The sequence below is a fragment of the Streptomyces sp. NPDC002403 genome, from assembly GCF_053593015.1.
Window position 1 is genome coordinate 1 of the sequence record NZ_JBSFBQ010000012.1, and the last position, 24,720, is coordinate 24,720.

Sequence of the window (24,720 nt, forward strand, 5' to 3'; positions counted from 1 at the left end):
TTCACCCGTCGCCGTCCCCCCCCACTCTTTTTCGGCCCGGCGTTGTTTGATTCACCCCCCCCCGCACGGCCCCGCACCCTTTCCGACCACCGTCCCGTACGGTAAAAGCACGGCAAAACACGCACGTCAAGCGGCTACCCGGACCTCCTGAGCGATTCTTTTCGGACTTTCACGTCCGCCACAGCCCCACGGCTCCGGAAGCCTCATCACCGGCCCTATGCTCTACATATCTGTAGAGAACGGGAGCCGCCGTCGGCGTTCCCGGACTCCCCGCAACCCTCGTACGCACATAAGGGAGTGAACGCCGCGATGGTGTTCAAACGACTGCTCGGCTCGCTCGGCGTGGGCGGACCCACCGTCGACACCGTCCTCACCACCGGGGCCGCCGTTCCCGGCGGCCCCCTGTCCGGCCAGGTCCATCTCAAGGGCGGCAGCGCCGACTTCGACATCGACCACATCGCGCTGGAACTCGTCGCGCGGGTGGAGGACGAGCGCGGGGAGGATGAGGAAGAGCGCTTCGTGGCCTTCGAGCGCTTCACCGTCGGCGGCGGCTTCCGGCTGGCCGAGGGCGAGCAGCTGAGCGTTCCGTTCACGGTCGCGCTGCCCTGGGAGACGCCGGTCACCGAGCTGTACGGGCAGGGCCTGGGCATCGTGCTCGGTGTACGCACGGAGGTGTCGGTCGCCGGGGCCAAGGACAAGGGCGATCTCGACCGGCTCGCGGTGGGCCCGCTGCCGGTGCAGGAGGCGATCCTCGAAGCGTTCGGCCGGCTCGGCTTCGGCTTCGGGTCCGCCGATCTGGAGTACGGCCGCATCGGCGGCACCGGCCAGCAACTCCCCTTCTACCAGGAGATCGAGCTGACCCCGTCGCCGCAGTACGCGCACGCGGTCAACGAGATCGAGGTGACCTTCCTCGCCACCGCCGGCGGCATGGAAGTGGTCCTGGAGGCCGACAGGCGCGGCGGGTTCCTCTCCGGCGGACATGACGCGCTCACCCGGTTCACGGTCGCCCACGACGGCGTCCACCACCAGGACTGGCAGGCCCTGGTCGACGGCTGGCTCCGGCAGTTGGTCGAGCACCGGTCGGCGTACGCGGAAGGCTCCGCGTACGGCCACGGCGACCCGTACGCCGGGCACCATCCCCACCACGGCGACCACCATCACGACGGCGGTCACCGCTCCGGTCCGGGCCTGGGCACGGCCGTCGCGGTGGGCGCGGCAGGTCTCGCGGTCGGCGTCGTCGGAGGCATGGTCGCCGCCGAAGTCGTGGACGAGGTGGGGGACTTCTTCGAGGACGACAACGACGACGAGGACGGGGACGACTGATGTTCGGAATCAGCGAGATCGCGATCATCCTGATCGTGGTGATCGTCCTCCTGGGCGCCAAGAGACTCCCCGAACTGGCCCGCTCCGCAGGCAAGTCGGCCCGCATCCTCAAGGCCGAGGCCAAGGCGATGAAGGAGCCGAAGGGTACCGAGGGGGAAACGGGAGCGCCGCGTGTCATCCGCGGCGAGACCGTGACCCGGCACGAGGCCGGGGACCCCGGGCCCGCTGCGGGGCCGCGCCCCTGAAGCCGCACGGGCGGCACCGGAAGCGGTAGCCGCCCACCCCGTCAGGGGGTGCACGCCTCCGCGATCGACAGGCTGTTCTCGTACAGATGCAGTCGGGCGATCCGGCCTTCCTCGACGGTGAGACGCATCGCGAAGGGGCCCTCGAAGGACTTGCCCGTGGCGCGGACGGTCCCCGAGAGGTGCCCCATCAGGACGGCGTCGGCGCCGTCGACGAGGAAGGTGTCGACGGATGCCCGGGAGTCCTCGGGCACGGTGTACGCCATCAACTCCTCGAACTGGGCCGCGCATTCGGCGGCGGTGGAGCGGGGCCGTATCCATGGGGCCGTGGGGTTCTCCGCGAGCAGCCAGTCGACCTGGTCGGTGAAGAGCGCAGTGAGCCCCTCGGTGTCCCCGGAGAGACGGAGGGCGAGGAACTTCCGGACGGTGGTGCGGGTGGTGTCCGCGAGCGTGCTGTGCGTCATGCGGCCCAGCCTGCCCGCGCGCTGACGGTGCGTCGATTACTCCGGAGGTAAGTGGGGCGGGGACGGAGCGGGCCCGGCGCGTCGGCTATGTCCTGAGGCCGGCGGCGACCGGACGGTGGTCGCTGCCGGTGGCCGGGAGGGTCCAGGCATCGACCGGGGTGATGCCCCGGGCGAGAATGTGGTCGATGCGGGCGAGGGGGAAGGCCGCGGGCCAGCTGAAACCGAAGCCGGTGCCGGCCTTGTCCTTGACCGGCGTCAGCCGGGACGTCAGTGGTGCGAGCCGGCGGTCGGTGGTGGTGCCGTTGAGGTCGCCCAGCAGAAGGATCTTCTTCTGCTGTTCGTGGTCGAGGGCCCGGACGAGAGCGGTGAGGGTGTCATCGCGCCGGGCCGTGGCGAAACCGGATGCGCCGACGCGGACCGAGGGCAGGTGGACCACATAGACGGCGAGGGGGCCCTTCGGTCCCCGGACCAGGGCGCGCAGGGAGCGGCTCCAGCCGGGATCGATGGTGACGCGCCGGGATTCGGTGATGGGGTAGCGGCTCCACAGTGCGACGGTGCCGATGTGCACGAAGTGGGTGAGCCGGCGGTCCAGCACCTTCCGGTAGGCGGGCAGCGTCTCGTCGGTGATCTCCTCCAGGGCCACCAGGTCGGGTTCGGCGGCGAGCAGTGTCCGGGCGGTGGCGCCGGGGTCGGGGTTGGCGGCATTGACGTTGTGGGTCACCACGGTCAGGTTCGGCTCGCCGTCGCCGCGCCCGCCGAGGATCAGCGACCCGAACAGGGCGGACCACACGGCACCGAGCAGGAGGGCGGCCACGACCGCCGGCACGGACCTGCGGTACAGCGCGGCCAGGAGCAGCACCGGTACGGCCAGGCCGGTCCAGGGCAGCACGGTTTCGAGCAGGCTGCCCGGGTTGCCCGGAGCGTCCGGCACGAACGAGTGGCAGACCAGTACGAGCCCCGTCGCCACTGCGACGGCGCTCAGGAGCCGGTCCCCGCGCCACCCCGGGCCGAGCCGGCCGAAACCGGGACCGGGACCGGCGGTCGGTGTCTCGGCGGGATCGGAGAATCCGCCTCCGATGTGTACATCCGGGTAGGGGTCCTCGCGCAGATCTGCCATGGCATGTCCTTCGGAAGGGGGCGGCGTCGACTCACGGGCTGAACGCATCGCCGGTCAGCCGGCCGCGTTGCTCAGGGGCGCCGGACAGGTGCCACCGGGGCCGGTCAGCAGCTCGAAGTGCCACATCTCGTTGCTGTAGACCTGGCACAGGCCGTAGTCGGAGCCGTGGCGTATGAGCCAGTCGTCGGCGTCGGTGGGGCCGATGTCGACCGCCTTCCCGGACACATGTGTCGACTTCTGCGGAGTGTTCACGAATTGCCTCGCCTTCTCGGCGCTCCCGTACTTCTCGATGCCCTCGTCCAGCAGTCGCTGCTGGTGCGCCTTGCTCCGCCATCCCGAGGTGACCCGGAATTCGATGCCGTCCTCGCGGGCGTCCCGGGCCGCTTTCTGCACGGCCTTCAGCAGGCGTTCGTCCAGGCGGGCCACGGCCGGGTAGCCCGTGTCGAAGGGGGTGAGCTCACGGCCGTCCGGGCGATCGCCTCCGCCGGTGCCTTCCGGGGCGGCGGCCCGCGTGCCCGATCCGACGGCGTCCGGCTCGTGCTCCGCGGCGGTGGCCCGCGCGGCCGGTTCGCTCCGGGCCGTCACGCCCCAGATCACGGCCAGCGCCACCACCGCGGCCACGCCGGCTCCTGCCGCCGCCCGGCCGGGGAGGCGCCGCGCCGCCGTGGTGGAGCTGTTCGCGGTGGGGTCGTCGTGCATGGTCGCCTCCGGGCATCTCGTACGGGCGGCGGATGCCGCGAACCGATGCCACGAGTGAACGGCGGACCGTGTTGTCGGGCCGTTTCGATTTCCCGATACATTTTCGATATGCCCGTACTGTTCCCATGGGGGTGGTACGCGTGGGCCGACGACCGGCCGGGTGAGGCGCAGAGCAGGAGAGAGACCGTATGCGGGTGCTGATTGTCGAGGACGAGCTGTATCTCGCCGAGGCGGTACAGGCGGGACTGCGGCTCGAAGCCATCGCCTCCGACATCGCCACGGACGGGGACACCGCCCTGGAGCGCCTCGATGTGAACGAGTACGACGTCGTCGTGCTCGACCGGGACATCCCCGGGACGCACGGGGACGATGTGTGCCGGATCATCGTCGAGCGGCGCCTCGGCTGCCGTGTACTCATGCTGACCGCGGCGGGCCTGATCAACGAGAAGGTCACCGGGTTCGAGATCGGCGCCGACGACTACCTGACGAAACCCTTCGATCTGAAGGAGCTGGTCGTACGTCTGCGCTCGCTTGCCCGCCGGCCCAAGGACGGCACGCCCCCCGTCATCGACTACGCCGGAATCCGGCTGGACCCGTTCCGGCGTGAGGTCTTCCGCGACGGCAGGTACGTGGCACTCACCAGGAAGCAGTTCGCCGTCCTGGAAGTCCTCATGACCGCGCGAGGCGGCGTCGTCAGCGCGGAGACGCTGCTGGAACGGGCCTGGGACGAGAACGCCGACCCGTTCACCAACGCGGTGCGCATCACCATGTCCACGCTCCGCAAACGGCTCGGTGAACCGTCGGCCATCCACACCGTGCCCGGGGTCGGCTACCGTCTCGACGAGCCGGCGGGGCACCACGGGGCGACGGGGCAGAAGCAGTGAGCCGCGGGCCCGCACCCCACCGGTCCGGAGGAGCGGACACGGCCGAGGGCCCGGCCCGGCCCAGGCGGCCGCGGCGGCTGACCGCCAGGATGAAGCTCACCCTCACCTACGCCCTCTTCGTCGTCGTCGCCGGAGCGTTCAGCCTGGTCATGGTCTACCTGGCCATGCGCTTCGTGCCCAACTACCCGCTGGGCGACGTGAACCCGCAGGCCGCGGCCGTCGCCACACGCCCGGACATCCTTCAGGCCCTGGTCAAGGCCTCCGGCGTCACTCTGCTGCTGCTGGCACTGATCGGGCTCGGCGCCGGCTGGCTCATCGCGGGCCGCGTCCTGCGCCCCCTCCAGGACATCACGCGGGCGGCCCGCCGGGCCGCCGACGGCTCCCTGGACCACCGCATCGGACTCACCGGTCCCCGCGACGAGTTCACCGAGCTCTCCGACACCTTCGACGACATGCTCGCCCGCCTGCAGCGATCGTTCGACGCCCAGCAGCGCTTCGCCGCCAACGCCTCGCACGAACTGCGCACCCCGCTCGCCGTCAGCCGCACCATGCTCGACGTGGCCGTCGCCGACCCCGACGGCCAGGACTACCACCGGCTCGTCTCCCGGCTCCGCGAGACCAACCAGCGCGGCATCGACATCACCGACGCCCTGCTGCAGCTCTCCGCCCTCGACAACACCCCGCCGGCCATGGAACGGCTCGACCTCGCCGACATCGCCCGGGGCGCCGTCGACACCGTCCGCGAGGAGGCCGGGACACGCGGCATCGCCCTCTTCGCCGACCCCCGCACGGCCCCGGTCACCGGCAATGGCGTACTGCTGCGCCAGCTCGTCCTGAACCTGCTCCACAACGCCGTACGGCACAACGTGCCCACGGGTGGATCGCTCTCCCTGACCACCGGCCCCGACCCGGCCCGGCCCGGCCGCACGCTCCTGACGGTCACCAACACCGGACCTTCCGTGTCCGACACCGTCGACCGCCTCACCGAGCCGTTCCTGCGCGGCAGCGGCCGCCTGGCCGAGAAGGACCCCACGCGCCGCGGCCACGGTCTCGGCCTGGCGATCGTCTCCAGCATCGTCCGCGCCCACCACGCCGAGCTGGCCCTGACCCCCAATCCCGGCGGGGGACTCACCGTCCGGGTGGCGCTGCCCGGCGTCGGGTAGGGACGAATCCCCGATCCGCAGTCCGGTGCCACACCCCCTCGCGGAACCCCTGCCCTCCGACGGTCGACCCGCCCGTTGTGGATGCCGCATGCCCCGATGCGACCCCGACAGGTGACCGCCGACACCTTCTACGACACCACGGACCCAACCGCGCCAATTGTTGGAACAATACAATCTCTCGCTCCCGACTCAGTCGGCCCCTGCCCTGATTCCGCTTCTTCACGCTGGCATGATCCTCGTGAGGGAAAGTCAGACACTATGTAGCATCCAAACAATTCAAGGGGGCTCGTGTGACCCGTAACGGTCATGTGCTGGTGACGGGCGTCGGTGCGATGACGCCACTGGGAGCCGATGCGCCGTCCTCATGGGCGGGGCTGCTGGACGGTAAGTCGGGGGTGCGTTTCCTGGAGGAGGAGTGGGCCACGGACCTGCCCGTGCATGTTGCGGCCGGGCTCACGGTGGACCCTGCCTCCCTGCTCCCGAGGGTCGAGGCCAGGAAGCTGGACCGCGGCGAGCAGGTCGCCGTCCTCAGCGCGCGCGAGGCTTGGCAGGACGCCGGTGCCCCACAGGTCGAGCCGGAGAGGTTCGCCGTCGTCATCGGTACGGGGACCGGTGGCGTCCTCACCACGCTGGGGCAGGACGACATCTTCGAACGCGCCGGGATTCGCCGGCTGTCGCCGTTCACGGTCCCCATGCTGATGCCCAACGGGCCGGCTGCCTGGGTGAGCATGGACCTGGGCGCGAGGGGAGGCGCCAGGACTCCGGTGAGCGCCTGCTCGTCCGGGGCGGAGGCCCTCGCCCTGGGGCAGGATCTGATCCGCAGCGGGCGGGCGGACGTGGTCGTCGCAGGCGGGGTGGAGGCATGCCTGCACCCCTTCACCATCGCGGCATTCGCCCAGATGAAGGCCCTGTCGACGCAGTCCGCGGACCCGGAGGCCGTGTCCCGCCCGTTCGACGTCAAGCGGTCCGGGTTCGTCATGGGCGAGGGCGCGGCGATGATGGTGCTCGAACGCGCCGAGTTCGCCCGGGCCCGTGGAGCACGCGCCCACGGCACACTGGCCGGCAGTGCCGTGAGTTCGAGCGCGAACCACATCACTGCCTCCGACTCGGAAGGCCAGGCCTTCGCCATGGGGCTGGCGCTGCGCGACGCCGGCCTGGCCCCGGCGGACATCGGGGTCGTGCACGCCCACGCCACCTCGACGGAGTCCGGTGACCTGGCGGAGGCCGAGGCGATCGGCCGGGTGATCGGCAGCCACGCCGCGGTGACGGCGACGAAGTCGATGACAGGTCACATGATGGGGGCGTCCGGAACGGTGGGTGCCATGGCCGCTCTGTTCGCACTCAAGGACGGCACGGTGCCGGCCACGCGCAACCTCGACGAGCTCGACCCCCGCGTGGAACTGGACGTGGTGCGCGGCGAGCGTCGCACCGGTCAGTGGTCCGCCGCGCTGGCCAACTCGTTCGGGTTCGGCGGACACAACGTGAGTCTCGTCCTCACCAGGTGACGACGGGAGCTGGGGTCGGGTTGCCGCCCATCGGTGATGCCGAGCCGTCGCTCCCGACGAACGGTCGAGTCCGCGGTGCACGGGGTCATTGCACGTGTGGCCTCGCCCGTCGCACCGCGCGCCCATGCCGCTCCGGCGGCATCGAGGCCGCGTGGCCGCTCGTCACGGGCGAGCGTTAAAGTGCGATGCGAAGTATGTGCGCGTCCGTCCCGCGTCGGAGCAACCGGCTCAGGATCCACGCCGCGCACGGGAAGGGGACAGAGCCGTGCATGGCGAGTACAAGATGCCCGGCGGCAAGCTTGTCGTCGTGGATCTGGATGTCGAGGAAGGCGTACTGCGCAATGTGCGCGTCGCCGGCGACTTCTTCCTGGAGCCCGACGAGGCGATCCTCTCGATCGACAGGGCCCTGGAAGGTACCCCTTCTTCGACGGACACCGCGGGTCTGGCGGCGCGGATCACGGCAGCTCTGCCGGAGTCGACCGTCATGTTCGGGCTGACCGCGGAGGGCGTCGGCATCGCTGTTCGGCGGGCGCTGGCCCGTGCGACCGAGTGGAGCGACTACGACTGGCAGCTGGTGCACACACAGGCGCAGGCCCCGGCCCTGCACATGGCACTGGACGAGGTCCTCACTGCCGAGGTGGCCGCCGGGCGGCGGGCTCCCACGCTGCGGGTCTGGGAATGGGCCTCGCCCGCCGTGGTCATCGGCAGCTTCCAGTCGCTGCGCAACGAGGTGGACCCCGAAGGGGCGGCGAAGCACGGAATGACCGTGGTACGCCGCATTTCCGGCGGTGGGGCCATGTTCGTGGAGCCCATGAGTACCATCACGTACTCCCTCTCCGTGCCGGAGTCCCTGGTCTCCGGCCTCTCCTTCGCCGACAGCTACGCCTACCTCGACGACTGGGTGCTGGGCGCGCTCGGCGACATGGGCATCAAGGCCTGGTACCAGCCGCTCAACGACATCGCCACCGACGCCGGCAAGATCGCCGGTGCCGCCCAGAAGCGGATGGTGGGCCCCGACGGTGGTCCTGGAGCCGTCCTGCACCACGTGACCATGTCGTACGACATCGACGCCGACAAGATGCTCGAAGTGCTGCGGATCGGCAAGGAGAAGCTCTCCGACAAGGGCACCAGGAGCGCCAAGAAGCGCGTCGACCCGCTGCGCCGTCAGACGGGGCTGGCACGCGAGGCCGTCATCGAGCGGATGATCGACTCCTTCCGCGCTCGGCACGGTCTCACCCCGGGCAGGGTGACGGCCGAGGAGATGGCGCGGGCCGAGGAGCTCGTACGGACGAAGTTCGGCACCGAGGAGTGGACCGCCCGGGTGCCGTGAGCCGGGCCGTGAGCCGGGCCGCAGGGGCCGGGCCTCCCGCGGAGGCCTTTCCGGGAGGTGTCAGGTTTCCGTCGCCGGGAGTTCCTGTTCGGTCCAGATGATCTTGCCTTCGGCCGTGTAGCGGGTGCCCCAGCGGCGGGTGAGCTGGGCGACGAGAAAGAGACCGCGGCCGCCCTCGTCCGTGGTGCGGGCGTGCCTGAGCCGCGGCGAGGTGCTGCTGGCGTCGGAGACCTCGCAGATCAGGACGGACTGGCGCAGCAGCCGGAGCCGGATCGGCCCGGTGGCGTAACGCACCGCGTTGGTGACCAGCTCGCTGACGATCAGTTCGGTCGTCATCTCCAGTTCCTCCAGGCCCCAGCTCCGCAGCAGGCGGCCGGTCCGGGCGCGGACGCCGGCGACGGCGGCCGGGTCGTCGGGGATCTCCCAGGAGGCGACGTGGTCGGCGCCCAGTTCGTGGGTGCGGGCGAGCAGCAGGGCGACGTCGTCGGGCTGGGGCACCGGGACCAGTTGGTCCACGACCGACGCGCACAGGGCGTCGAGCGGCAGACCGCGCTGGGCCAGGGCGCCGCCGAGGCGGGACATCCCGAGTTCGGCGTCGCGGTCGCGGCCCTCGATGAGCCCGTCGGTGTAGAGACCGATCAGGCTTCCCTCCGGGAGGGTGATCTCCGCCGTCTCGAACGGCATCCCGCCCAGGCCCAGCGGGGGTCCGGCGGGCAGTTCGGGGAAGCTGACGCGCCCGTCCGGGGCGACGACGACGGGCGGCGGATGACCTGCGCGCGCCATGGTGCACTGCTGGGTGACGGGGTCGTAGACGGCGTACAGGCAGGTGGCGCCGAGCACGGGGGTGCCGTGCTCCTCGCCCTCGGGTTCCTCGTCGCTCAGGCGGAGCACGAGGTCGTCGAGGTGGGCGAGGAGCTCGTCGGGCGGCAGGTCCATGTCGGCGAGGGTGTGGACGGCGGTGCGGAGCCGGCCCATGGTGGCGGCGGCGCCGATGCCGTGGCCGACGACGTCGCCGACGACGAGGGCGACCCGGGCGCCGGACAGCGGGATCACGTCGAACCAGTCGCCCCCGACCCCGTCCTTGGCGTCCGCCGGGAGGTAGGAGGAGGCCACGTCCAGGGCCATTCCGCCGGGCAGGGTGTGCGGAAGCAGGCTGCGCTGGAGGGTGAGCGCCGCGGTGTGTTCGCGGGTGTAGCGCCGGGCGTTGTCCACGCACACGGCGGCCCTGGCGACCATCTCGCGGGCCGGGAGCACGTCGTCCGGTTCGAAAGGGGCGGGATTCACCGAGCGGATGAAGGTGGTCAGCCCGAGCACGGTGTCCCGGGCCCGCATCGGTACGGAGATGAGGGAGTGGAGCCCGTACTCGCGGATCCTCGCCGCCCTGTCGGGCTGCTCGACCGCCCACATGTGGTCATCGGGGTCGAGAACCGGGATGAGGACGGGTTCGCCGTCGATCAGGAACCGGATGTCGTGCGGCGGGGGCACGGAGTCCACCGGATCACCGACCCGGCGGACCGCCTCCGGGCAGCCCTCGCGCACCGAGCTCATGCCGGCCCGGCGCATCCTCGGCCGACCGGAGCCGGTGACGGTACCGGACCGGGCGAGGTCCTGGCCGGACAGCCCCACGCCCAGGGGCCACGGAGCGGGTTCATCGGGGTTGGCGACCGGCTCCAGCAGGTCGACGACGACGAAGTCGGCGAACCGCGGCACCGCGAAGTCGGCCAGCTCCTGAGCCGTACGCATCACGTCCAGGGTGGAGCCGATGCTGGCTCCGGCGTCGTTGACCAGGGCCAGGCGTTGCTGGGCGTTCCACCGGTCGGTGACGTCCAGCACCATGTAGCACAGGCCGGTGACGCTGCCGTCGCTGTCGGTCAGCGGAAGGTACGAGGTGGAGTAGGCGCGCTTGCGGCGCGGATCGGCCCAGGTCCAGCCGAGGTACTCGTAGTCGATGACGGGGACCCCGGTGTCCAGCACACCGCGCATCAGGGTCTCCAGGGCCTCGGTCTCCAGCCCCGGGAGCACCTCGCTCAGCCGGCGGCCCATCCGGTGCTCGCGCGGTACGCCGCTGAAGCGTTCCAGGGTGTCGTTCATCCAGGTGTAGCGCAGGTTCGGGTTCATCACCGCCATGCCGATCGGCGAACCGCTCAGGAACGCCTCCAGCACGGACTGCCCGACCGTCCACTCCGGCCTGCGTTCGCGTCCGGAGACCAGGAAGCACTCCCGGCCGTCCATGTGGAACGAGGCCGAGACCCGCAGGTCCAGCTCGATCCGGCCGCCGTCGCGCCGCCGTACGTCGGCGACGCCCCGCCACCCCACGCCCGCACGGCACCGCTCGGCGATCCCGGCCACCCGGACCGGGTCCTCGGGCATGGCGAGCAGGAACCCGGCGGGCCGCCCGACCACGTCCGCGGCCCGGTACCCCAGCAGCTCCTGCGCACTGTTCGTCCAGCCGACGACCGTTCCGGTGCCGGAGACCACCGCGGTCGCGTCGTTCGCGGTGTCGTAGGAGTGCCGGGGCGTGCTGGGCGGCGACGGCTCGGCGTCAGGCGCCGGCTGCGGACCTGCACACGCCATACTGGCCACCACCCATCGACTCGTTGTCCATGATCCCGCCTCCCGCGCCGAGGTGCGAGCGACCGGGGCGGGCGTGGACCCGTGCGGGGCGGTCAGCGCCCGCCGGCCGTCGGGGACGGGTCGTACGGGGCCGGGGGCCGGTGCTCGTACCAGCGCCGGTCGGACTCCAGCTGGGCGGCGAGGGAGACCAGCCGTTCCTCGCTGCGGGACGGGCCGAGCAGCTGCGCCCCGACGGGCAGCCCGTCGGCGGTGAACCCGGCCGGTACGTTGACGCCGGGCCAGCCCAGTACGTTCCAGGGCCAGGCGTACGGGCATGCCTCGGTCATCGCCAGGTCGGTGCGCCAGGCGCTCAGCCCGTCGAACCGGCCGATCGGGGGCGGTGGCAGGGCGGTCGTCGGGGTGAGCAGTACGTCGTACCCGGTGTCGCCCCGGGACGTGTGGAAGAACGCGCCGATCCTGCGGTGCTGACGCACCTCGCGCTCCCTGGCCGCCCGTACCACCCGGCCGCCCAGCCGGGTGCCGGTGCGCAGTGCGCTGCGGGTGCGCGGGTCGAGGAGGGCGGGGTCGGGGTGGCGGGCCGCGAGTTCGGCGATCCCGGCGGTGGCGCGGGGGACGAAGCCGAGGCCGATCAGCCCGTACCGGGGCCTTGCCTCCTCGACGTCGTGGCCCAGGCGGGCGAGGGACTCGGCCAGGGCGAGGACGGCCCGGCGCACGTCGGGGTGGGGTGCGGAGCCGGTGAGGGTGAGCGGGGGGCGCCAGGCGAGCGCGATGCGGAGCCGGCCGGGGTCACGGCGGGCGGCGGCCGCGGCGGCGACGGGGGGCGGCCGGTGCGGGTCGTCGGGGTGGGATCCGGCGACCGCGTCGAGCAGCAGCGCGGCGTCGGCGACGGTCCTGGCGAGAGGCCCGTTGACGGTCAGTCCCTGGAAGGCGTCGATGTGCGGGTGGCCGGAGATCCTGCCGCGCTGGGGCTTGATGCCGACGAGATGGGTCCAGGCCGCCGGGATACGGACGGACCCCGCGCCGTCCGAGCCGAGCGCGGCGGGCACGAGTCCGGCCGCGACGGCCGCCGCGGAGCCGCCGGACGAGCCGCCGGGGGTGTGGCCGGTGTGCCACGGGTTGCGGGTGGCGCCGAAGGCGGGGCCCTCGGTGAACGGCCACTGGCCGAGTTCGCAGGAGTTCGTCTTCCCGACGATCACGGCCCCGGCCGCCCGCAGCCGGCGTACGGCCTCGCTGTCCGCGGTCGCGGGGGGCAGTTCGCCGTCGCAGCCGAAGTAGGTCGGCATCCCGAGGACGTCCGTGTCGTCCTTGACGGCGACCGGCACGCCGAGCAGCGGCAGCCGCTCCCCCGCCGCGAGCCGGCGGTCGGCCTCGGCGGCCTCGGCGAGCGCGGCCTCGGCGCGCAGGTGCCTGAAGGCGTTGAGGGTGCCCTGGCTCGCTTCGATACGGGCCAGCGCGGCGGACACCTGCTCGACCGAGGTGGTGCGGCCCTCGGTCAGCTCCCGTGCGCTGTCGGCCAGTCCCGGGGGTCCGGCCGGTCCGGTGGTTTCCACGGCTTCCGTCGAGGACATGGGCCGACCGCCTTCCTCGTATCGGCACGGGCGCGCGAGGCGTCTGTGTGCCTGAAGCATCTGTCCGCCCGAACGAACTTACCGGAGGGTAACGAGTTGTGAGCGGTCCGCTCAACCGTTCGGTGGAATATGGCCGGGCATCGCTCCGGGTGGTATCAGTGCCGCTTGCTACGTTCCCCGGTGGAAACGGGCGGCGAAAGCACTGCTGGAGGGGTACGTGGAAGCGGAGTTCGAGGGCGAGTTCGAGACGCATCTGACGGTGCGGTTCGATCCCCGCGCCGACGAGGCGGAGGAGGGCGCCCGGCTGGCGCGCTGGGCGGAGCGGCACGGCCTGAAGCTCACCCGCATCGTGCTGGACCGCGGTGCCGTGCCGGACCAGCCCATGCTGACCGAGCGGGGCCGCGGTTCGCTCTCCCGGCAGCGGGCCGCCGCCGAGCTCAGGGCGGACGCTCTGCGCGCGGCGGGCTTCCCCGTCGTACGCGTGAAGATCGAGGCCGCCCCCTGGAACGAGGACATACCCCGGACGGCAGGCGAGGCCGCCGCGCTGTCCCCCGACTGCCACTTCGAGCACCACGTGAAACTGCTGCTCTCCGGCGATCGGGACCTCGCCGCCGCCCGGGCCGCGGCCGAACGCCACAGCGCGCACCTGTCGCACAACGCCCGCCGCACCGACGGGCGGGGCCGCCACGAGCGGTTCGTCACCCAGCGCTGCCGTGCGATCGGCCGGTCCGGGGCGCGGGCCCGACTCGACGCGCTGCTGCGCGCGCTCGACGATGCCGGACTCGAAGTACTGGAGACCGAGGAGGAGTTCGTGGTGCACGACGACCATCCGGCGGTGGACGCGGGCTGGATCGTCGAACGGGCCGGGGCTGCGCTGTGAGCACGGGCGACCGCCCCGTTCCCGGGGAGCCGGCCTTCGACGACCCGGCGCTCGCTGCGCGCTGGCGGGCCGCCCGGCGCGCTGTCCAGGACCATCTGCTGTCCGTGATCGCCGGGTCGCCGTGGGGCGAGCAGCTGGTTCTGCGCGGCAGCCTCCCGCTCCAGGCCTGGGTGGGCGCGGCGGCACGGGAGCCGGGCGATCTGGACTGGATCGTGTACGGCCCCTCGACGGATGAATTCGTCGACCGCCTCGATCCCTACCCGTACGTCGACGGGATCGAGGCGGTCCAGCACTGGCCGGAGGCCGCGCACGGAGCGGCCGCTCCCGAGCTGTGGACCGACGAGGACAGCCACGAGACCGCCGGTACCCGGCCCGCGCTCGCGCCCGAGGGGCTCTGCTGGGTCGAGATCGAGAACCCCGACGACATCGATCCGCCCTCCTCCCCCACCGAGGAGGTCGTCGCCGCCCTGACGGCCGGACCGCTGCCGCCCGAGGGGATAAGCGTCGATCCGGACCGGGTCACGTCGGATGGCGTGTGGATGTACCGGGAGTACGAGACGCCCGGCGTGCGGGTCGTCGTCCCCTGGCAGGCCGACGGGCTGCCGCCGGGCGAGCTGCGGATGGACTTCGCCCAGGACGAGCGGATGCCCCGGGCACCGGTGTGGACGGCCTGCCCCCGCGGCGACGGCGGACCGCCGACGCCGGTCCGCACCGCGGACCCGGGGCTCTCGCTCGCCTGGAAGCTGCTGTGGCTCGCCGAGGACCAGGAGGCGGAGGGCCGGTCGGGGGCGAAGGACCTGTACGACGCGGTGCTGCTCGCGGAGTACGACCGGACACGGCTCCCGCCCCGTCTGCTGCACACCGTGCTCGGCCCGCACGCGGAGGGCTTCACGCCCCGGGCGGTGCTGGACTGGCCGGTGGACTGGTCCGCGTTCCACGCCGCGCACCCGTGGGTGGACGACGGTCCGGACCGGTTGCGGGAGAGGCTGGCCGCCGCGCTGCCACGGCTGCTGGAGCGGAGCGCCCCGTGACCGGGCTGCCGGACCGGCCACCGGGACACGGCGGCCGGTCCGGCAGGGGCCGGGCGCGCCCTACGGCTGGACGCTGATCTCGCCGATCCCGGTGCCGAGGGCCGAGCAGTGCGCGGTGGACTGACCGGACTGGCCGGGGGCCAGTGTGACGTGCTCGCCGTCCACGTCCGGGGACCAGCCGCAGACCAGATGCACCCAGAAGGTCTGCGTCGCGCTGCCGTCGTTGCGGCACAGCGCGAAGCCCGTGTAGTCGTCGATCTCGTGCTTTCCGGTGTCGCAGGACAGACCGGGCGGCGTCGCCACGGCCGTCACGGCGGTGGCGACGGTCGCCGGAACGGCGAGTGCGGCGGCCGTCCCCGCCACCACGGCGCCCCGGAGCACGGCCCTGGTCACACTCCTCATCGACAGCTTCATGTCTCCCTGTTCCTCCTCGCTGGTGATGAACCCGGTGCGCCGACAACCGTCCCTCACCACCCATGACCCAAAACGAGGCAAAACATCACACTGTGTATGCGCTGGGGCGGCGTTCTCCGCCGCGCGGCCCATGCGCCCCCGGCGTACGCTCGGAGGAATCCGATGACGTGCGAACGGCCGGCATCGGAGGGCACCTGAACAGGCCCGACGGGTTTCGCGCCCGTCGGTTCTACGAGGGAGGCGACGTGACCGGTCGACACAGCGGCACCCGCCGGGTCGCCTGGACGGCGGTCGTCGTGCTGGCACTCACCGGCGGCAGCGCCCTGGGCGGTGCGGCCCGGGCGGACGACGGGAACGGCATCGAGAAACTCACCGCGCAGCAGATCGCGGACCGTTCGCGCGACGCCCTCCTGAGCGCCCGTTCCCTGCATCTCAGCGTGCGCGGTGACCTCGGCGGCGACCAGCCGTCGATGGCTCTGGAGCTCACCCTGGACCGGGACGGGAACTGCAACGGATCGGTGGATCTCGGCCGCGGCCAGGGCTCGGTCCGGATCGTGAAGCGTGGCGACGAGGTCTGGGTCAAGCCGGACGCGAACTTCTGGAAGAACCAGGTCCCGGGCGATGGTTCGGCCTTCGCCGCGATCCTCCACGGACGGTACATGAAGGGTTCCGCCTCCGACCCGCGGCTGCTCGGCGTGACGAACGGCTGCGATCTGGACACCTTCCAGAAGCTCGTCAGCGACAACGCGAACAATGACCGGGGGACGTTGAACAAGGGCAGGAGGACCACCCTCGACGGGGCTCCGGTGGTGCCGCTGACCAGGATGCGCGACGGGCAGACGCTGATGACGTACGTCGCCGCCACCGGCAAGCCGTACCCCCTGAGGCTCACGGCTCAGGGTGGCGGGGCGGACGCGGTCGTGGGCTTCTCGGCCTTCGACAAGCCGGTGCCCACGACCACGCCTCCGCCGGACCAGACGTACGACATCAGTGCTCTGCTGGGCCGTACGTCCGCTCCGGTGTGACACCGGACCGGCCGCTGAGCGCCACGTACAGCAGCAGCGACGAGGCCAGCCCGACCGCCCAGCCGTAGTCCGCGAGCGGTTTGAGGAACGGGATCAGACCATCGGCCGGGAACGGGCCCTGACCTGGGACGGAGTGGGAGCCCCCGATCGCCAGGACCCCGCCGACGGCGAACGCGACGACGGCCCGCCGGTTCCAGCCGTTCGTGTACCAGTAGCGTCCGCCGGGGCGGTAGAGGTCGGCCAGGTCGAGCACGGTGCGGCGGACGATCCAGTAGTCGGCGATCAGGATGCCCGCGACCGTGCCGAGCAGTCCGCCGACCAGCCCGAGCCAGGTGAAGATGTAGAGCTCGGGGGTCTCGGTGAGCTTCCACGGCATGATCAGGACGCCGACGACGCCCGTGATCAGAGCGCCCGTACGGAAGTTGATGAACCGGGGCGCGAGGTTCGCCAGGTCGTACGCGGGTGACACGACGTTCGCCGCGATGTTCACGGAGACGGTCGCGACCAGCACCGTCACCAGGGCGAAGAGGAGCCCGAAGACGCTGTCGGTCCTCGACACGAGCTGGACCGGGTCCCAGATCGCCTCGCCGTACACCGCCTGCGAACCGGAGGTGACCAGGACCGAGAGGAGGGCGAACAGCGTCATCGTGGTGGGCAGGCCGAGCACCTGGCCCCGGATCTGGGCACGTTGGCCGGCCCCGAAGCGGGTGAAATCGGGAATGTTCAGCGAGAGCGTGGCCCAGAACGCGATCATGCCCATCAGCGAGGGGAAGAAGACCGGCCAGAACTCCTTGCCCCAGCCGAGCTTCGAGGGCTGGTCCAGCAGCGGGCCGAAGCCGCCCGCCTTGACGGCGATCCAGACCAGCAGCACGAGGGCACCGACGATGACGAACGGCGCCGCCCAGTTCTCGAACCGCCGCAGCGCGTCCATCCCCCGGTAGATGATGGCGAGTTCGAGCGCCCAGAAGAGGACGAAGCAGAGCCAGAGCGTCCACGGCTGCCCGCCGATCTCGGACGCCTTCGCCCAGCCGCCGAAGATCTTCCCCAGGAGGGTGAAGATGCCGACGCCGCCGATCCAGGTCTGGATGCCGAACCAGGCACAGGCCACCGCGGCCCGGATCAGCGCGGGCAGATTGGCGCCGCGCAGCCCGAAGGAGGCGCGGGCCAGCACCGGGAAGGGAATGCCGTACTTGGGCCCGGCGTGCCCGGTGAGCAGCATGGGCCCGAGCACGATGAGGTTGGCCAGCGCGATGGTGAACACGGCCTGTTTCCAGTCCATGCCGAGGGCCACCAGGCCGGAGGCGAGCAGCCAGGACGGGATGTTGTGGGCCATGCCCACCCAGAGCGCGGCGAAGTTGTACGTCGTCCAGCGGCGCCGTTCCAGCGGTACGGGCAACAGGTCCTCGTTGACGAACCGGTTGTCGGCGGGAACGGCGCCGGGGGCGAGTTCGACGCGCCCCGAGGGATCGGATATCGGGTCCTGCGGTGGAATCGGTGGGACGGTCGAGGTCATGGCGGCTGGACCCTTCGCTCGGGAACGGTGCCGTGCGGGGCGGGGCGCGGGGTGTACGGGGGGTACGGGGAGGTACGGGGACGGGGGTGCGGACAGCCCGGCGGGGAGGGGACGGGTCAGTCGGACAGGGCGGGGATGATCTGCGCGCCGTAGGCGTCGATCGTCGCCTCCCGCGCGTCGTGCATGTTGTATACGGCGAACTGGTCGACGCCCAGGTCGCGCAGGGCCCGCAGCTTCTCGATGTGCGCCTCGGCGGGGCCCAGCAGGCAGAACCGGTCGACGATCTCGTCCGGCACGAAGTTCGTGTCGGGGTTCCCGGCCCGGCCGTGGTGGCTGTAGTCGTAACCCTGCCGGTCCTTGATGTAGGCGGTCAGGGCCTCGGGGACGAGCCCGGAGTGCGCGCCGTACCGGGAGACGAGGTCCGCGACGTGGTTGCCGACCATGCCGCCGAACCAACGGCACTGCTCGCGGGCGTGGTCGAGGTCGTCGCCCACGTAGGCCGGGGCGGCGACGCAGATCGTCACGGAGTCCGGGTCGCGGCCCGCCTCCGCGGCCGCGTCCCGTACCGCCTTGATCATCCACTCGGTGAGGAACGGGTCGGCGAGCTGGAGGATGAAGCCGTCGGCCTTCTGTCCGGCGAGGGCGAGCGCCTTCGGGCCGTAGGCGCCCATCCAGACGGGCAGTCTGCCGTCCTTCACCCAGGGGATCTGGACCGGCTGCCCGTCGACGGTCGCCTCGCGCCCCTCGGCGAGGTCACGGATGACGTCGATGGCCTCGCCGAGCCGGGCCAGGGTGTTGGGTCTGCGTCCGGCGACGCGCATCGCCGAGTCGCCCCGTCCGATGCCGCAGACGGTGCGGTTGCCGTACATGTCGTTGAGAGTGGCGAAGGTGGAGGCGGTCACCTCCCAGGTGCGGGTGCCGGGGTTGGTGACCATGGGGCCGACGATGAGGTGTTCGGTGTGTTCGAGGATCCGGCTGTAGATGACGAACGGTTCCTGCCAGAGCACCGTCGAGTCGAAGGTCCAGCCGTAGCGGAAGCCGTTGCGTTCGGCGCGGCGCATCAGGCCGACGACGGCCGAGGCGGGCGGGTCGGTCTGGAGGACGAGTCCGAAGTCCATGACGGGTGCTCCTAGTCCAGGTACTGACAGGTGGCGCGCGGGGTGTAGCTGCCGTGTCCGGCCCGGCCGGTGAACTTCCTCGCGTCGATGACGACTTCACCGCGCGAGAGGACCGTTTCGACCTGGCCGGTGATCCGCTTTCCCTCGTACGCCGAGTAGTCGACGTTCATGTGATGGGTCTCGGCGGAGATGGTCTGCTCGGCCGCCGGGTCGTAGATGACGACATCGGCGTCGGCGCCCGGGGCGATGGTGCCCTTCTTCGGGTAGAGGCCGAACATCCGGGCCGGGGAGGCGCAGGCGATCTCGATCCAGCGGCGGCGCGAGATGCGGCCGTCCACGACCGCCTGGTGGAGGAGGTCCATCCGGTTCTCCACACCGGGCATTCCGTTGGGGATCTTGGAGAAGTCGCCCCGGCCCATCTCCTTCTGGCCGGAGAAGCAGAAGGGGCAGTGGTCGGTGGAGACGACCTGGAGTTCGTTGTTCCTGAGCCCCCGCCAGAGCGCTTCCTGGTGTTCCCTGGGCCGCAACGGGGTGGAGCAGACGTACTTGGCGCCCTCGAAGTCCGGCTCGGCGAGGTTGTCGGTGGAGAGGAAGAGGTACTGCGGGCAGGTCTCGCCGAAGACCGGAAGTCCCTTGTGGCGGGCGGCGGCGACCTCGGCGACGGCCTCGTCCGCGGAGACGTGCACGACGTACAGCGGGGAGCCGGCGACGCGGGCGAGCTGGATGGCACGGTGGGTGGCCTCGGCCTCCAGCGCGACCTTGCGCACGTCGCCGTGGTGGCGGGGGTCGGTGCGGCCCTCGGCGAGGGCCTGTTCGACGAGTACGTCGATGGCGATGCCGTTCTCCGCGTGCATCATGATCAGGCCGCCGTTGTGGGAGGCCCGTTGCATGGCGCGCAGGATCTGGCCGTCGTCGCTGTAGAAGACACCGGGATACGCCATGAACAATTTGAAGGAGGTCACGCCCTCCGACACCAGCAGGTCCATCTCCTTGAGCGTGGACTCGTTCACATCGGAGAGGATCATGTGGAAGGCGTAGTCGATGGCGCATGTGCCGTCGGCCTTCGCGTACCAGGCGTCGAGCCCCTCGCGGACCGCGCGGCCCACGGACTGAATGGCGAAGTCGACGATCGTGGTCGTGCCGCCCCAGGCGGCCGCACGCGTGCCGGTCTCGAAGGTGTCGGCGGCATAGGTGCCGCCGAACGGCATCTCCATGTGGGTATGCGCGTCGACACCGCCGGGGATGACGTATTTGCCGGTGGCGTCGATCCTCCGGTCGGCGCTCCAGCTCTCGGCCGCGTCGGTGCCGTGCGCCGCGAGGGCCACGATGCGGCCGCCCTCGATGAGTACGTCGGCATGGATTTCGTCGGACGCGGTGATGACGAGACCACCGTGGATGACGGTGCGGCTCATGTACCCCTCCTCACTGTGGCGGAATGGGTCTACGCACGTAGACAAGATGCGTGGTGAAGAACGTAGAAGCGGGTTACCCACTGTGGCAATACCGCTGCCGCTAACCGCTGAAGACGTTTCTGTTTCATCCGCCCGGCACTCCACCGGCCCACAGCCGCGACGACGACCGGCACGGCGACCGCCACTGGATAACGGAATGATTACGGGTCTGGTCCAAATGTTGGGTACGGTTCATGCGCCCGTCCCGTACCCGGTGCGAATCGATCACCGCCGACGGCCAGCCTCGGACACGCCACCGGACGCCCCCGTTGTCCGGTGTCCACCGACCGATCCCGGAGGATCACGTGTCCCTGTCGCGCTCCGCGCGTACGGTGCTGGCCGCCACCACCGTCGCCGCCGTCGCACTGCCGCTCGCCACCACCGCCGCCCACGCCCAGGGGTCCAAGGCCCCGGCCGCGGCCCCGTACGCCGGTCTGCCGTCCGGCACCAAGCAGGCGAAGACCCTGGTCATCGGCATCGACGGCGCCACCTTCGACGCCTTCTCCCGCGCCGACATTCCGCACATCGAGCAGTTGATGGCCAAGGGGCTGACCGCCCGGAGCAATCTGTACGCCGACCCGATGGCCCCGACCGTCTCCGGCGCCGGCTGGTCGTCCATCGCCACCGGTGTGTGGCCCGACAAGCACAACGTGAAGGACAACAACTTCACGGCCCCGAACTACGGCCGGTACCCCGACTACGCGACCCGGCTGGAGACCGCCGACCCGGCCACGTCCACCCTGGTCGTCGGCACCTGGAGCCCGATCCCCCAGACCGTCTTCGGCGCGAGGACCGATCTGCGGATCGCCGGCGGCAACGACGAGGGCACCACCGCCAAGGCCGCCGACTACCTCGCGCACGGCAACCCCGACTCCACCTTCGTCCACCTCGACGAGGTCGACGGCGCCGGCCACAGCACCGGCTCCGCGAGCGACGCCTACCTCAAGGCCCTGAACACCGCCGACGCCCAGGTCGGCCGGCTGCTCGACGCCGTGACCTCGCGTCCGACGTACGCGAAGGAGGACTGGCTCGTCGTCGTCACCGCCGACCACGGCCACACCCCCACCGGCGGGCACGGCGGCAACACCCCGCTGGAGCGCGGCACGTTCGTGATCGCCCAGGGCAAGGGCATCCGCCCAGGTTCGGTACGCGACGACGTCAAGATCACCGACATCGCGCCCACGGTCCTGCGCCACGAGGGCGTCGCCACCGACCCCGCCTGGAACCTCGACGGCACCTCGCTCGCCGAGCTGAAGCCGGACGCCTTCGACGCACTGCGCCCCGCGCTGCGCACCCCTGTCGACGAGACCGGGCTCCCGGCCGGCACGAAGGGGTGGACGAACACCGCGCCCGAGGGCTGGTCCATCGACAACTCGAAGATGCCGGCCGGCGGCGTCACCGAGTGGCGCGGCTGGTCCTTCGCCACCGACGAGTTCTGGACCAATGCCGAGCGCGGCCAGGGCCGCGAGACCAACGTCCGTGCCCGCGACGTGTTCGCGGTCGCCGACTCCGACGAGTGGGACGACAAGGCGCACGGCGCCGGACAGTTCGACTCCACCCTGGTCAGCCCCGCGTACCGGCTGAACGGCGCGGCCGCGGCGACCGTCTCGTACGCGACGAACTACCGGGTCGACGGTCCGCAGACCGGCGATGTGTACGTCTCCTACGACGGCGGCGCCCCGCAGCTCGTGAAGTCCTACCGGGCCGACAGCAACACCGTCGAGCACCTTGAGCTCGCCGTCCCGGCGGGTGCGAGGACGGCCCGGCTGAGCTTCCGCTACACCGGCACGAACAGCGCCTTCTGGACGGTCGACCAGGTCGCCTTCGAACAGCCCGGCCCGCCCTCGCAGCTCGCCGTCACCTCGCTGGAGGCCGGCACCCGGCTCCTCGGCCGGCCCGGCTCCGACGCGGCCTGGAAGGTCGACGCGAAGGGCGTGGTGAAGACCGCGCAGGGCGAGCCCGTGAAGGGCGCGAAGGTCACGGCCGAGCTGACGGCCGGCGGCAAGGTGCGGAAGCTGACCGGCACGACGAAGAAGGACGGCTCGGTCCGCTTCGGGGCCACGGTGCGCCGCGGCGTCGCCGAGGCCACACTGAAGGTCACCGAGGTGCGCTACCGGCACCTCGCGTACTACGGCGAGCTCGACCCGGTCCACGGCCTGGAGCTGACCCGCCCCACCGGTCACCGGGGCTGACCGGCCGGCCGGGCCCCTGTACCCGCCGGCCGGGGCCCGGCCACCGCTCGGCCCGCCGGCCTCGGCCGGCCCGCCTCAGCCGACCGACCGGAGAGCCTCGGCAAGGATCTTCGCGCCCTCCTCCGCCTCCGGGATGGTCAGCGAGAGCGGTGGTGCGATCCGCAGCACGCTGGTGTCGTGGCCGCCGCCCTTGCCGATGAGCAGACCTCCTTCGCGGGCCGCTTCGAGCACGGCCGCGGCCGCTTCCGGGTTCGCCTCGTCGGTGCCGGGCCTCACCAGCTCGATGCCGATCATCAGGCCCCGGCCGCGCACTTCGCGTACGCACTCGCAACCCGCGCCGATCGCCCGCAGCCGCTCGATCAGCAGACCGCCGACGCGCCGGGCGTTGCCCTGCAGATCGTGTTCGAGGAGGTAGGAGAGGTTGGCGAGACCGGCCGCCATGGTGACCGGGGAACCGCCGAAGGTCGAAATGGAGTTGGCGTCCAGGCAGTTCATGACCTCGGCACGGGCCACGACACCGCCGATCGACATGCCGTTGCCGATGCCCTTGGCGAAGGTGAGGATGTCCGGCGGGCCGTTCTGCCCGTGCGCCTGCCAGCCCCAGAAGTGGTCGCCGGTGCGGCCCCAGCCGGTCTGCACCTCGTCGGAGATCCACAGGACGCCGTGCCGGTCCAGGACCCGGCGGAACGCCGCGTAGAGGCCGTCGGGCGGTGAGGTGAACCCCCCGACGCCCTGGATGGGTTCGGCGATCAGGGCGGCCGGTGTCCGGGTGTGCCCGAGCAGGTCCTCCAGGTCGGCGACGCACGCCTCGGTGAACTCCGCGTCGCCGAGGTGCGCGTAGGGCCCCCGGGTGCGCACCCCGCCGTGCACGTACAGCGTCTGCAGCGGCGACAGACCGGTCGGCGACCAGGCGTTGTTGCCGGTGATGGAGACCGCGGAGAACGACCTGCCGTGGTAGCTGTTGCGCATCGCGAGGATCTGGTTCGACCCGCGGTACGCGGTGGCGAGCAGCAGCGCCGTGTCGTTGGCCTCGGTGCCGGAGGTGGTGAAGAAGACCCGGGCGTCGGGGATGCCGGAGAGCGTGGCGACGCGTTCGGCCAGCTCGACCATGGGCCGGTTGAGATAGAGCGTGGAGCTGTGGATGATGCGGCCGGCCTGCTCGCTGACCGCCTTGGTCACCTCGGGCAGGGCATGGGCGGTCATGGTGGTGAGGATGCCGCCGAAGAAGTCGAGGTAGCGCCTGCCGTCGGCGTCCCAGACGTGCCGGCCCTCGCCGTGGGTGAGCTCCAGCGGGTGCTTGTAGTAGAGCGCCAGCCAGTCGGGGCTGACGGCGAGGTGGCGATGGTGCAGGCTGCTCACGGCTCCACCAGTCCTTCGTACGCGTCGGGGCGGCGGTCCCGGTAGAAGGCCCACTGCTGTCTGACCTCGTCGATGAGCCCGAAGTCGAGGTCGCGGACGAGGAGTTCCTCCTCCTTGTCGCTGGCGACCTCGCCGACGAACTGCCCGCGCGGGTCGACGAAGTAGCTGGTCCCGTAGAAGTCGTTGTCGCCGTACTCCTCCTGGCCGACGCGGTTGATCGCGGCGACGAAGTACTCGTTGGCCACGGCGGACGCGGGCTGCTCCAGCTGCCAGAGATAGCCGGAGAGGCCGCGCGAGGTGGCGGACGGGTTGTAGACCAACTGGGCTCCGTTGAGACCGAGTTGACGCCAGCCCTCGGGGAAGTGCCGGTCGTAGCAGATATAGACGCCGACCTTGCCGACGGCGGTGTCGAAGACCGGCCAGCCGACGTTCCCGGGCTTGAAGTAGTACTTCTCCCAGAACCCCTTGACCTGGGGGATGTGGTGTTTGCGGTACTTGCCGAGATAGGAGCCGTCGGCGTCGATCACGGCGGCGGTGTTGTAGTAGAAGCCGGACTGCTCGACCTCGAAGACCGGCACGACGATCACCATGCCGGTCTCACGGGCGAGTTCCTGCATCCGGCGGACGGTCGGCCCGTCCGGGACGGCCTCGGCCCAGCGGTAGTGCTCGGGTTCCTGTACCTGGCAGAAGTAGGGGGCGTTGAACACCTCCTGGAAGCCGATGATCTTCGCGCCCTGACGGGCGGCCTCGCGCGCATGCTCCTCATGCTTGGCGATCATGGATTCGGTGTCGCCGGTCCAGGTCGCCTGGACGAGTGCGGCGCGAACGACTGGGGACATGAGCTGCTCCTTCGACGCGGCGTCAGAGA

Annotated in this window: 21 protein-coding genes; 10 read left to right on the forward strand and 11 right to left on the reverse strand. The window is 71.3% G+C overall.

What is annotated here, in order from left to right; all coding sequences use genetic code 11:
- Nucleotides 1-309 precede the first annotated feature (309 nt).
- Nucleotides 310-1,323, forward strand: coding sequence for a sporulation protein (locus ACWCPY_RS15870; protein ID WP_451265238.1), 1,014 nt, complete (start codon nt 310-312; stop codon nt 1,321-1,323).
- A complete protein-coding gene (locus ACWCPY_RS15875) occupies nt 1,323-1,568 on the forward strand; it encodes a twin-arginine translocase TatA/TatE family subunit (protein WP_362454252.1) in 246 nt (81 codons plus the stop codon). The genes ACWCPY_RS15870 and ACWCPY_RS15875 overlap by 1 nt, the downstream gene beginning before the upstream one ends.
- Nucleotides 1,569-1,609: 41 nt before the next feature.
- Here the strand turns inward: ACWCPY_RS15875 and ACWCPY_RS15880 are convergent, their stop codons facing one another.
- From ACWCPY_RS15880 to ACWCPY_RS15890, 3 genes are all read right to left on the reverse strand, one after another.
- The gene (locus ACWCPY_RS15880; protein ID WP_451265240.1) at nt 1,610-2,029 is read right to left on the reverse strand and encodes a nuclear transport factor 2 family protein; all 420 of its coding nucleotides are present in this window, start codon (nt 2,027-2,029) and stop codon (nt 1,610-1,612) included.
- 85 nt (nt 2,030-2,114) lie between these two features.
- The gene (locus ACWCPY_RS15885) at nt 2,115-3,146 is read right to left on the reverse strand and encodes an endonuclease/exonuclease/phosphatase family protein (RefSeq protein WP_451265242.1); all 1,032 of its coding nucleotides are present in this window, start codon (nt 3,144-3,146) and stop codon (nt 2,115-2,117) included.
- Nucleotides 3,147-3,200: 54 nt separating this feature from the next.
- The gene (locus ACWCPY_RS15890; protein ID WP_451265244.1) at nt 3,201-3,845 is read right to left on the reverse strand and encodes a M15 family metallopeptidase; all 645 of its coding nucleotides are present in this window, start codon (nt 3,843-3,845) and stop codon (nt 3,201-3,203) included.
- 188 nt (nt 3,846-4,033) lie between these two features.
- Here ACWCPY_RS15890 and ACWCPY_RS15895 point away from each other — a divergent pair, with 188 nt between their 5' ends.
- The 4 genes from ACWCPY_RS15895 to ACWCPY_RS15910 all read left to right on the forward strand — a co-directional run bounded on the left by ACWCPY_RS15895 (nt 4,034) and on the right by ACWCPY_RS15910 (nt 8,727).
- Nucleotides 4,034-4,729 (forward strand): response regulator transcription factor, encoded by a 696-nt coding sequence (locus tag ACWCPY_RS15895; RefSeq protein ID WP_451265246.1) that lies wholly within the window; start codon nt 4,034-4,036, stop codon nt 4,727-4,729.
- Nucleotides 4,730-4,818: 89 nt separating this feature from the next.
- A complete protein-coding gene (locus tag ACWCPY_RS15900) occupies nt 4,819-5,892 on the forward strand; it encodes a sensor histidine kinase (RefSeq protein ID WP_451265248.1) in 1,074 nt (357 codons plus the stop codon).
- Nucleotides 5,893-6,182: 290 nt separating this feature from the next.
- Nucleotides 6,183-7,397 carry a beta-ketoacyl-[acyl-carrier-protein] synthase family protein gene (locus tag ACWCPY_RS15905; RefSeq protein ID WP_451265250.1) on the forward strand — a complete coding sequence of 405 codons (1,215 nt, stop codon included), beginning with the start codon at nt 6,183-6,185 and terminating at the stop codon, nt 7,395-7,397.
- A gap of 265 nt (nt 7,398-7,662) precedes the next feature.
- A complete protein-coding gene (locus tag ACWCPY_RS15910; protein WP_451265252.1) occupies nt 7,663-8,727 on the forward strand; it encodes a lipoate--protein ligase family protein in 1,065 nt (354 codons plus the stop codon).
- A gap of 60 nt (nt 8,728-8,787) precedes the next feature.
- Here the strand turns inward: ACWCPY_RS15910 and ACWCPY_RS15915 are convergent, their stop codons facing one another.
- Together ACWCPY_RS15915 and ACWCPY_RS15920 are read right to left on the reverse strand one after the other, a co-directional pair.
- Entirely contained in the window at nt 8,788-11,301 is a 2,514-nt protein-coding gene (locus tag ACWCPY_RS15915) for a SpoIIE family protein phosphatase (RefSeq protein WP_451265254.1), read from the reverse strand.
- A 92-nt stretch (nt 11,302-11,393) separates the two neighbouring features.
- The gene (locus tag ACWCPY_RS15920) at nt 11,394-12,869 is read right to left on the reverse strand and encodes an amidase (protein ID WP_451265256.1); all 1,476 of its coding nucleotides are present in this window, start codon (nt 12,867-12,869) and stop codon (nt 11,394-11,396) included.
- A gap of 217 nt (nt 12,870-13,086) precedes the next feature.
- Between ACWCPY_RS15920 and ACWCPY_RS15925 the strand changes: the two genes are divergently transcribed.
- Nucleotides 13,087-13,749, forward strand: a complete 663-nt coding sequence (locus ACWCPY_RS15925; RefSeq protein ID WP_451265258.1) for a hypothetical protein — start codon at nt 13,087-13,089, stop codon at nt 13,747-13,749.
- A complete protein-coding gene (locus tag ACWCPY_RS15930; RefSeq protein WP_451265260.1) occupies nt 13,746-14,780 on the forward strand; it encodes a nucleotidyl transferase AbiEii/AbiGii toxin family protein in 1,035 nt (344 codons plus the stop codon). Before ACWCPY_RS15925 ends, ACWCPY_RS15930 begins: the two co-directional genes overlap by 4 nt.
- A 60-nt stretch (nt 14,781-14,840) precedes the next feature.
- On the opposite strand, the gene ACWCPY_RS15935 is transcribed toward ACWCPY_RS15930, so the two are convergent.
- Nucleotides 14,841-15,194 (reverse strand): hypothetical protein, encoded by a 354-nt coding sequence (locus ACWCPY_RS15935; protein ID WP_451265262.1) that lies wholly within the window; start codon nt 15,192-15,194, stop codon nt 14,841-14,843.
- 245 nt (nt 15,195-15,439) lie between these two features.
- Here ACWCPY_RS15935 and ACWCPY_RS15940 point away from each other — a divergent pair, with 245 nt between their 5' ends.
- Nucleotides 15,440-16,219: a hypothetical protein gene (locus ACWCPY_RS15940; RefSeq protein ID WP_451265264.1), complete on the forward strand. Its 780-nt coding sequence runs from the start codon at nt 15,440-15,442 to the stop codon at nt 16,217-16,219.
- Here ACWCPY_RS15940 and ACWCPY_RS15945 read toward each other — a convergent pair.
- The 3 genes from ACWCPY_RS15945 to hydA all read right to left on the reverse strand — a co-directional run bounded on the left by ACWCPY_RS15945 (nt 16,182) and on the right by hydA (nt 20,262).
- Nucleotides 16,182-17,732: an NCS1 family nucleobase:cation symporter-1 gene (locus ACWCPY_RS15945; protein WP_451265266.1), complete on the reverse strand. Its 1,551-nt coding sequence runs from the start codon at nt 17,730-17,732 to the stop codon at nt 16,182-16,184. The two genes, ACWCPY_RS15940 and ACWCPY_RS15945, sit on opposite strands and share 38 nt — an antisense overlap.
- 116 nt (nt 17,733-17,848) lie before the next feature.
- Nucleotides 17,849-18,850: a TIGR03842 family LLM class F420-dependent oxidoreductase gene (locus tag ACWCPY_RS15950; protein WP_329814326.1), complete on the reverse strand. Its 1,002-nt coding sequence runs from the start codon at nt 18,848-18,850 to the stop codon at nt 17,849-17,851.
- A gap of 11 nt (nt 18,851-18,861) precedes the next feature.
- Nucleotides 18,862-20,262, reverse strand: a complete 1,401-nt coding sequence (gene hydA / locus ACWCPY_RS15955) for a dihydropyrimidinase (protein WP_451265268.1) — start codon at nt 20,260-20,262, stop codon at nt 18,862-18,864.
- A gap of 344 nt (nt 20,263-20,606) precedes the next feature.
- Between hydA and ACWCPY_RS15960 the strand changes: the two genes are divergently transcribed.
- Nucleotides 20,607-22,493, forward strand: coding sequence for an alkaline phosphatase family protein (locus ACWCPY_RS15960; RefSeq protein ID WP_451265270.1), 1,887 nt, complete (start codon nt 20,607-20,609; stop codon nt 22,491-22,493).
- A 75-nt stretch (nt 22,494-22,568) separates the two neighbouring features.
- Here ACWCPY_RS15960 and ACWCPY_RS15965 read toward each other — a convergent pair whose 3' ends face one another.
- Both ACWCPY_RS15965 and ACWCPY_RS15970 read right to left on the reverse strand, forming a co-directional pair.
- Nucleotides 22,569-23,852, reverse strand: coding sequence for an aspartate aminotransferase family protein (locus ACWCPY_RS15965; protein ID WP_451265272.1), 1,284 nt, complete (start codon nt 23,850-23,852; stop codon nt 22,569-22,571).
- Complete coding sequence (locus ACWCPY_RS15970; RefSeq protein WP_072486071.1) at nt 23,849-24,691, reverse strand: nitrilase-related carbon-nitrogen hydrolase; 843 nt, start codon at nt 24,689-24,691, stop codon at nt 23,849-23,851. Before ACWCPY_RS15970 ends, ACWCPY_RS15965 begins: the two co-directional genes overlap by 4 nt.
- Between the last annotated feature and the right edge of the window lie 29 nt (nt 24,692-24,720).

Coding starts and splice junctions, on each gene's coding strand:
- hydA (WP_451265268.1), bottom strand. CDS start 20,262: ATGAGCCGCACCGTCATCCACGGTGGTCTCGTCATCACCGCGTCCGAC.
- ACWCPY_RS15885 (WP_451265242.1), bottom strand. CDS start 3,146: ATGGCAGATCTGCGCGAGGACCCCTACCCGGATGTACACATCGGAGGC.
- ACWCPY_RS15875 (WP_362454252.1), top strand. CDS start 1,323: ATGTTCGGAATCAGCGAGATCGCGATCATCCTGATCGTGGTGATCGTC.
- ACWCPY_RS15970 (WP_072486071.1), bottom strand. CDS start 24,691: ATGTCCCCAGTCGTTCGCGCCGCACTCGTCCAGGCGACCTGGACCGGC.
- ACWCPY_RS15900 (WP_451265248.1), top strand. CDS start 4,819: ATGAAGCTCACCCTCACCTACGCCCTCTTCGTCGTCGTCGCCGGAGCG.
- ACWCPY_RS15880 (WP_451265240.1), bottom strand. CDS start 2,029: ATGACGCACAGCACGCTCGCGGACACCACCCGCACCACCGTCCGGAAG.
- ACWCPY_RS15920 (WP_451265256.1), bottom strand. CDS start 12,869: ATGTCCTCGACGGAAGCCGTGGAAACCACCGGACCGGCCGGACCCCCG.
- ACWCPY_RS15945 (WP_451265266.1), bottom strand. CDS start 17,732: ATGACCTCGACCGTCCCACCGATTCCACCGCAGGACCCGATATCCGAT.
- ACWCPY_RS15895 (WP_451265246.1), top strand. CDS start 4,034: ATGCGGGTGCTGATTGTCGAGGACGAGCTGTATCTCGCCGAGGCGGTA.
- ACWCPY_RS15915 (WP_451265254.1), bottom strand. CDS start 11,301: ATGGCGTGTGCAGGTCCGCAGCCGGCGCCTGACGCCGAGCCGTCGCCG.
- ACWCPY_RS15870 (WP_451265238.1), top strand. CDS start 310: ATGGTGTTCAAACGACTGCTCGGCTCGCTCGGCGTGGGCGGACCCACC.
- ACWCPY_RS15950 (WP_329814326.1), bottom strand. CDS start 18,850: ATGGACTTCGGACTCGTCCTCCAGACCGACCCGCCCGCCTCGGCCGTC.
- ACWCPY_RS15935 (WP_451265262.1), bottom strand. CDS start 15,194: ATGAAGCTGTCGATGAGGAGTGTGACCAGGGCCGTGCTCCGGGGCGCC.
- ACWCPY_RS15890 (WP_451265244.1), bottom strand. CDS start 3,845: ATGCACGACGACCCCACCGCGAACAGCTCCACCACGGCGGCGCGGCGC.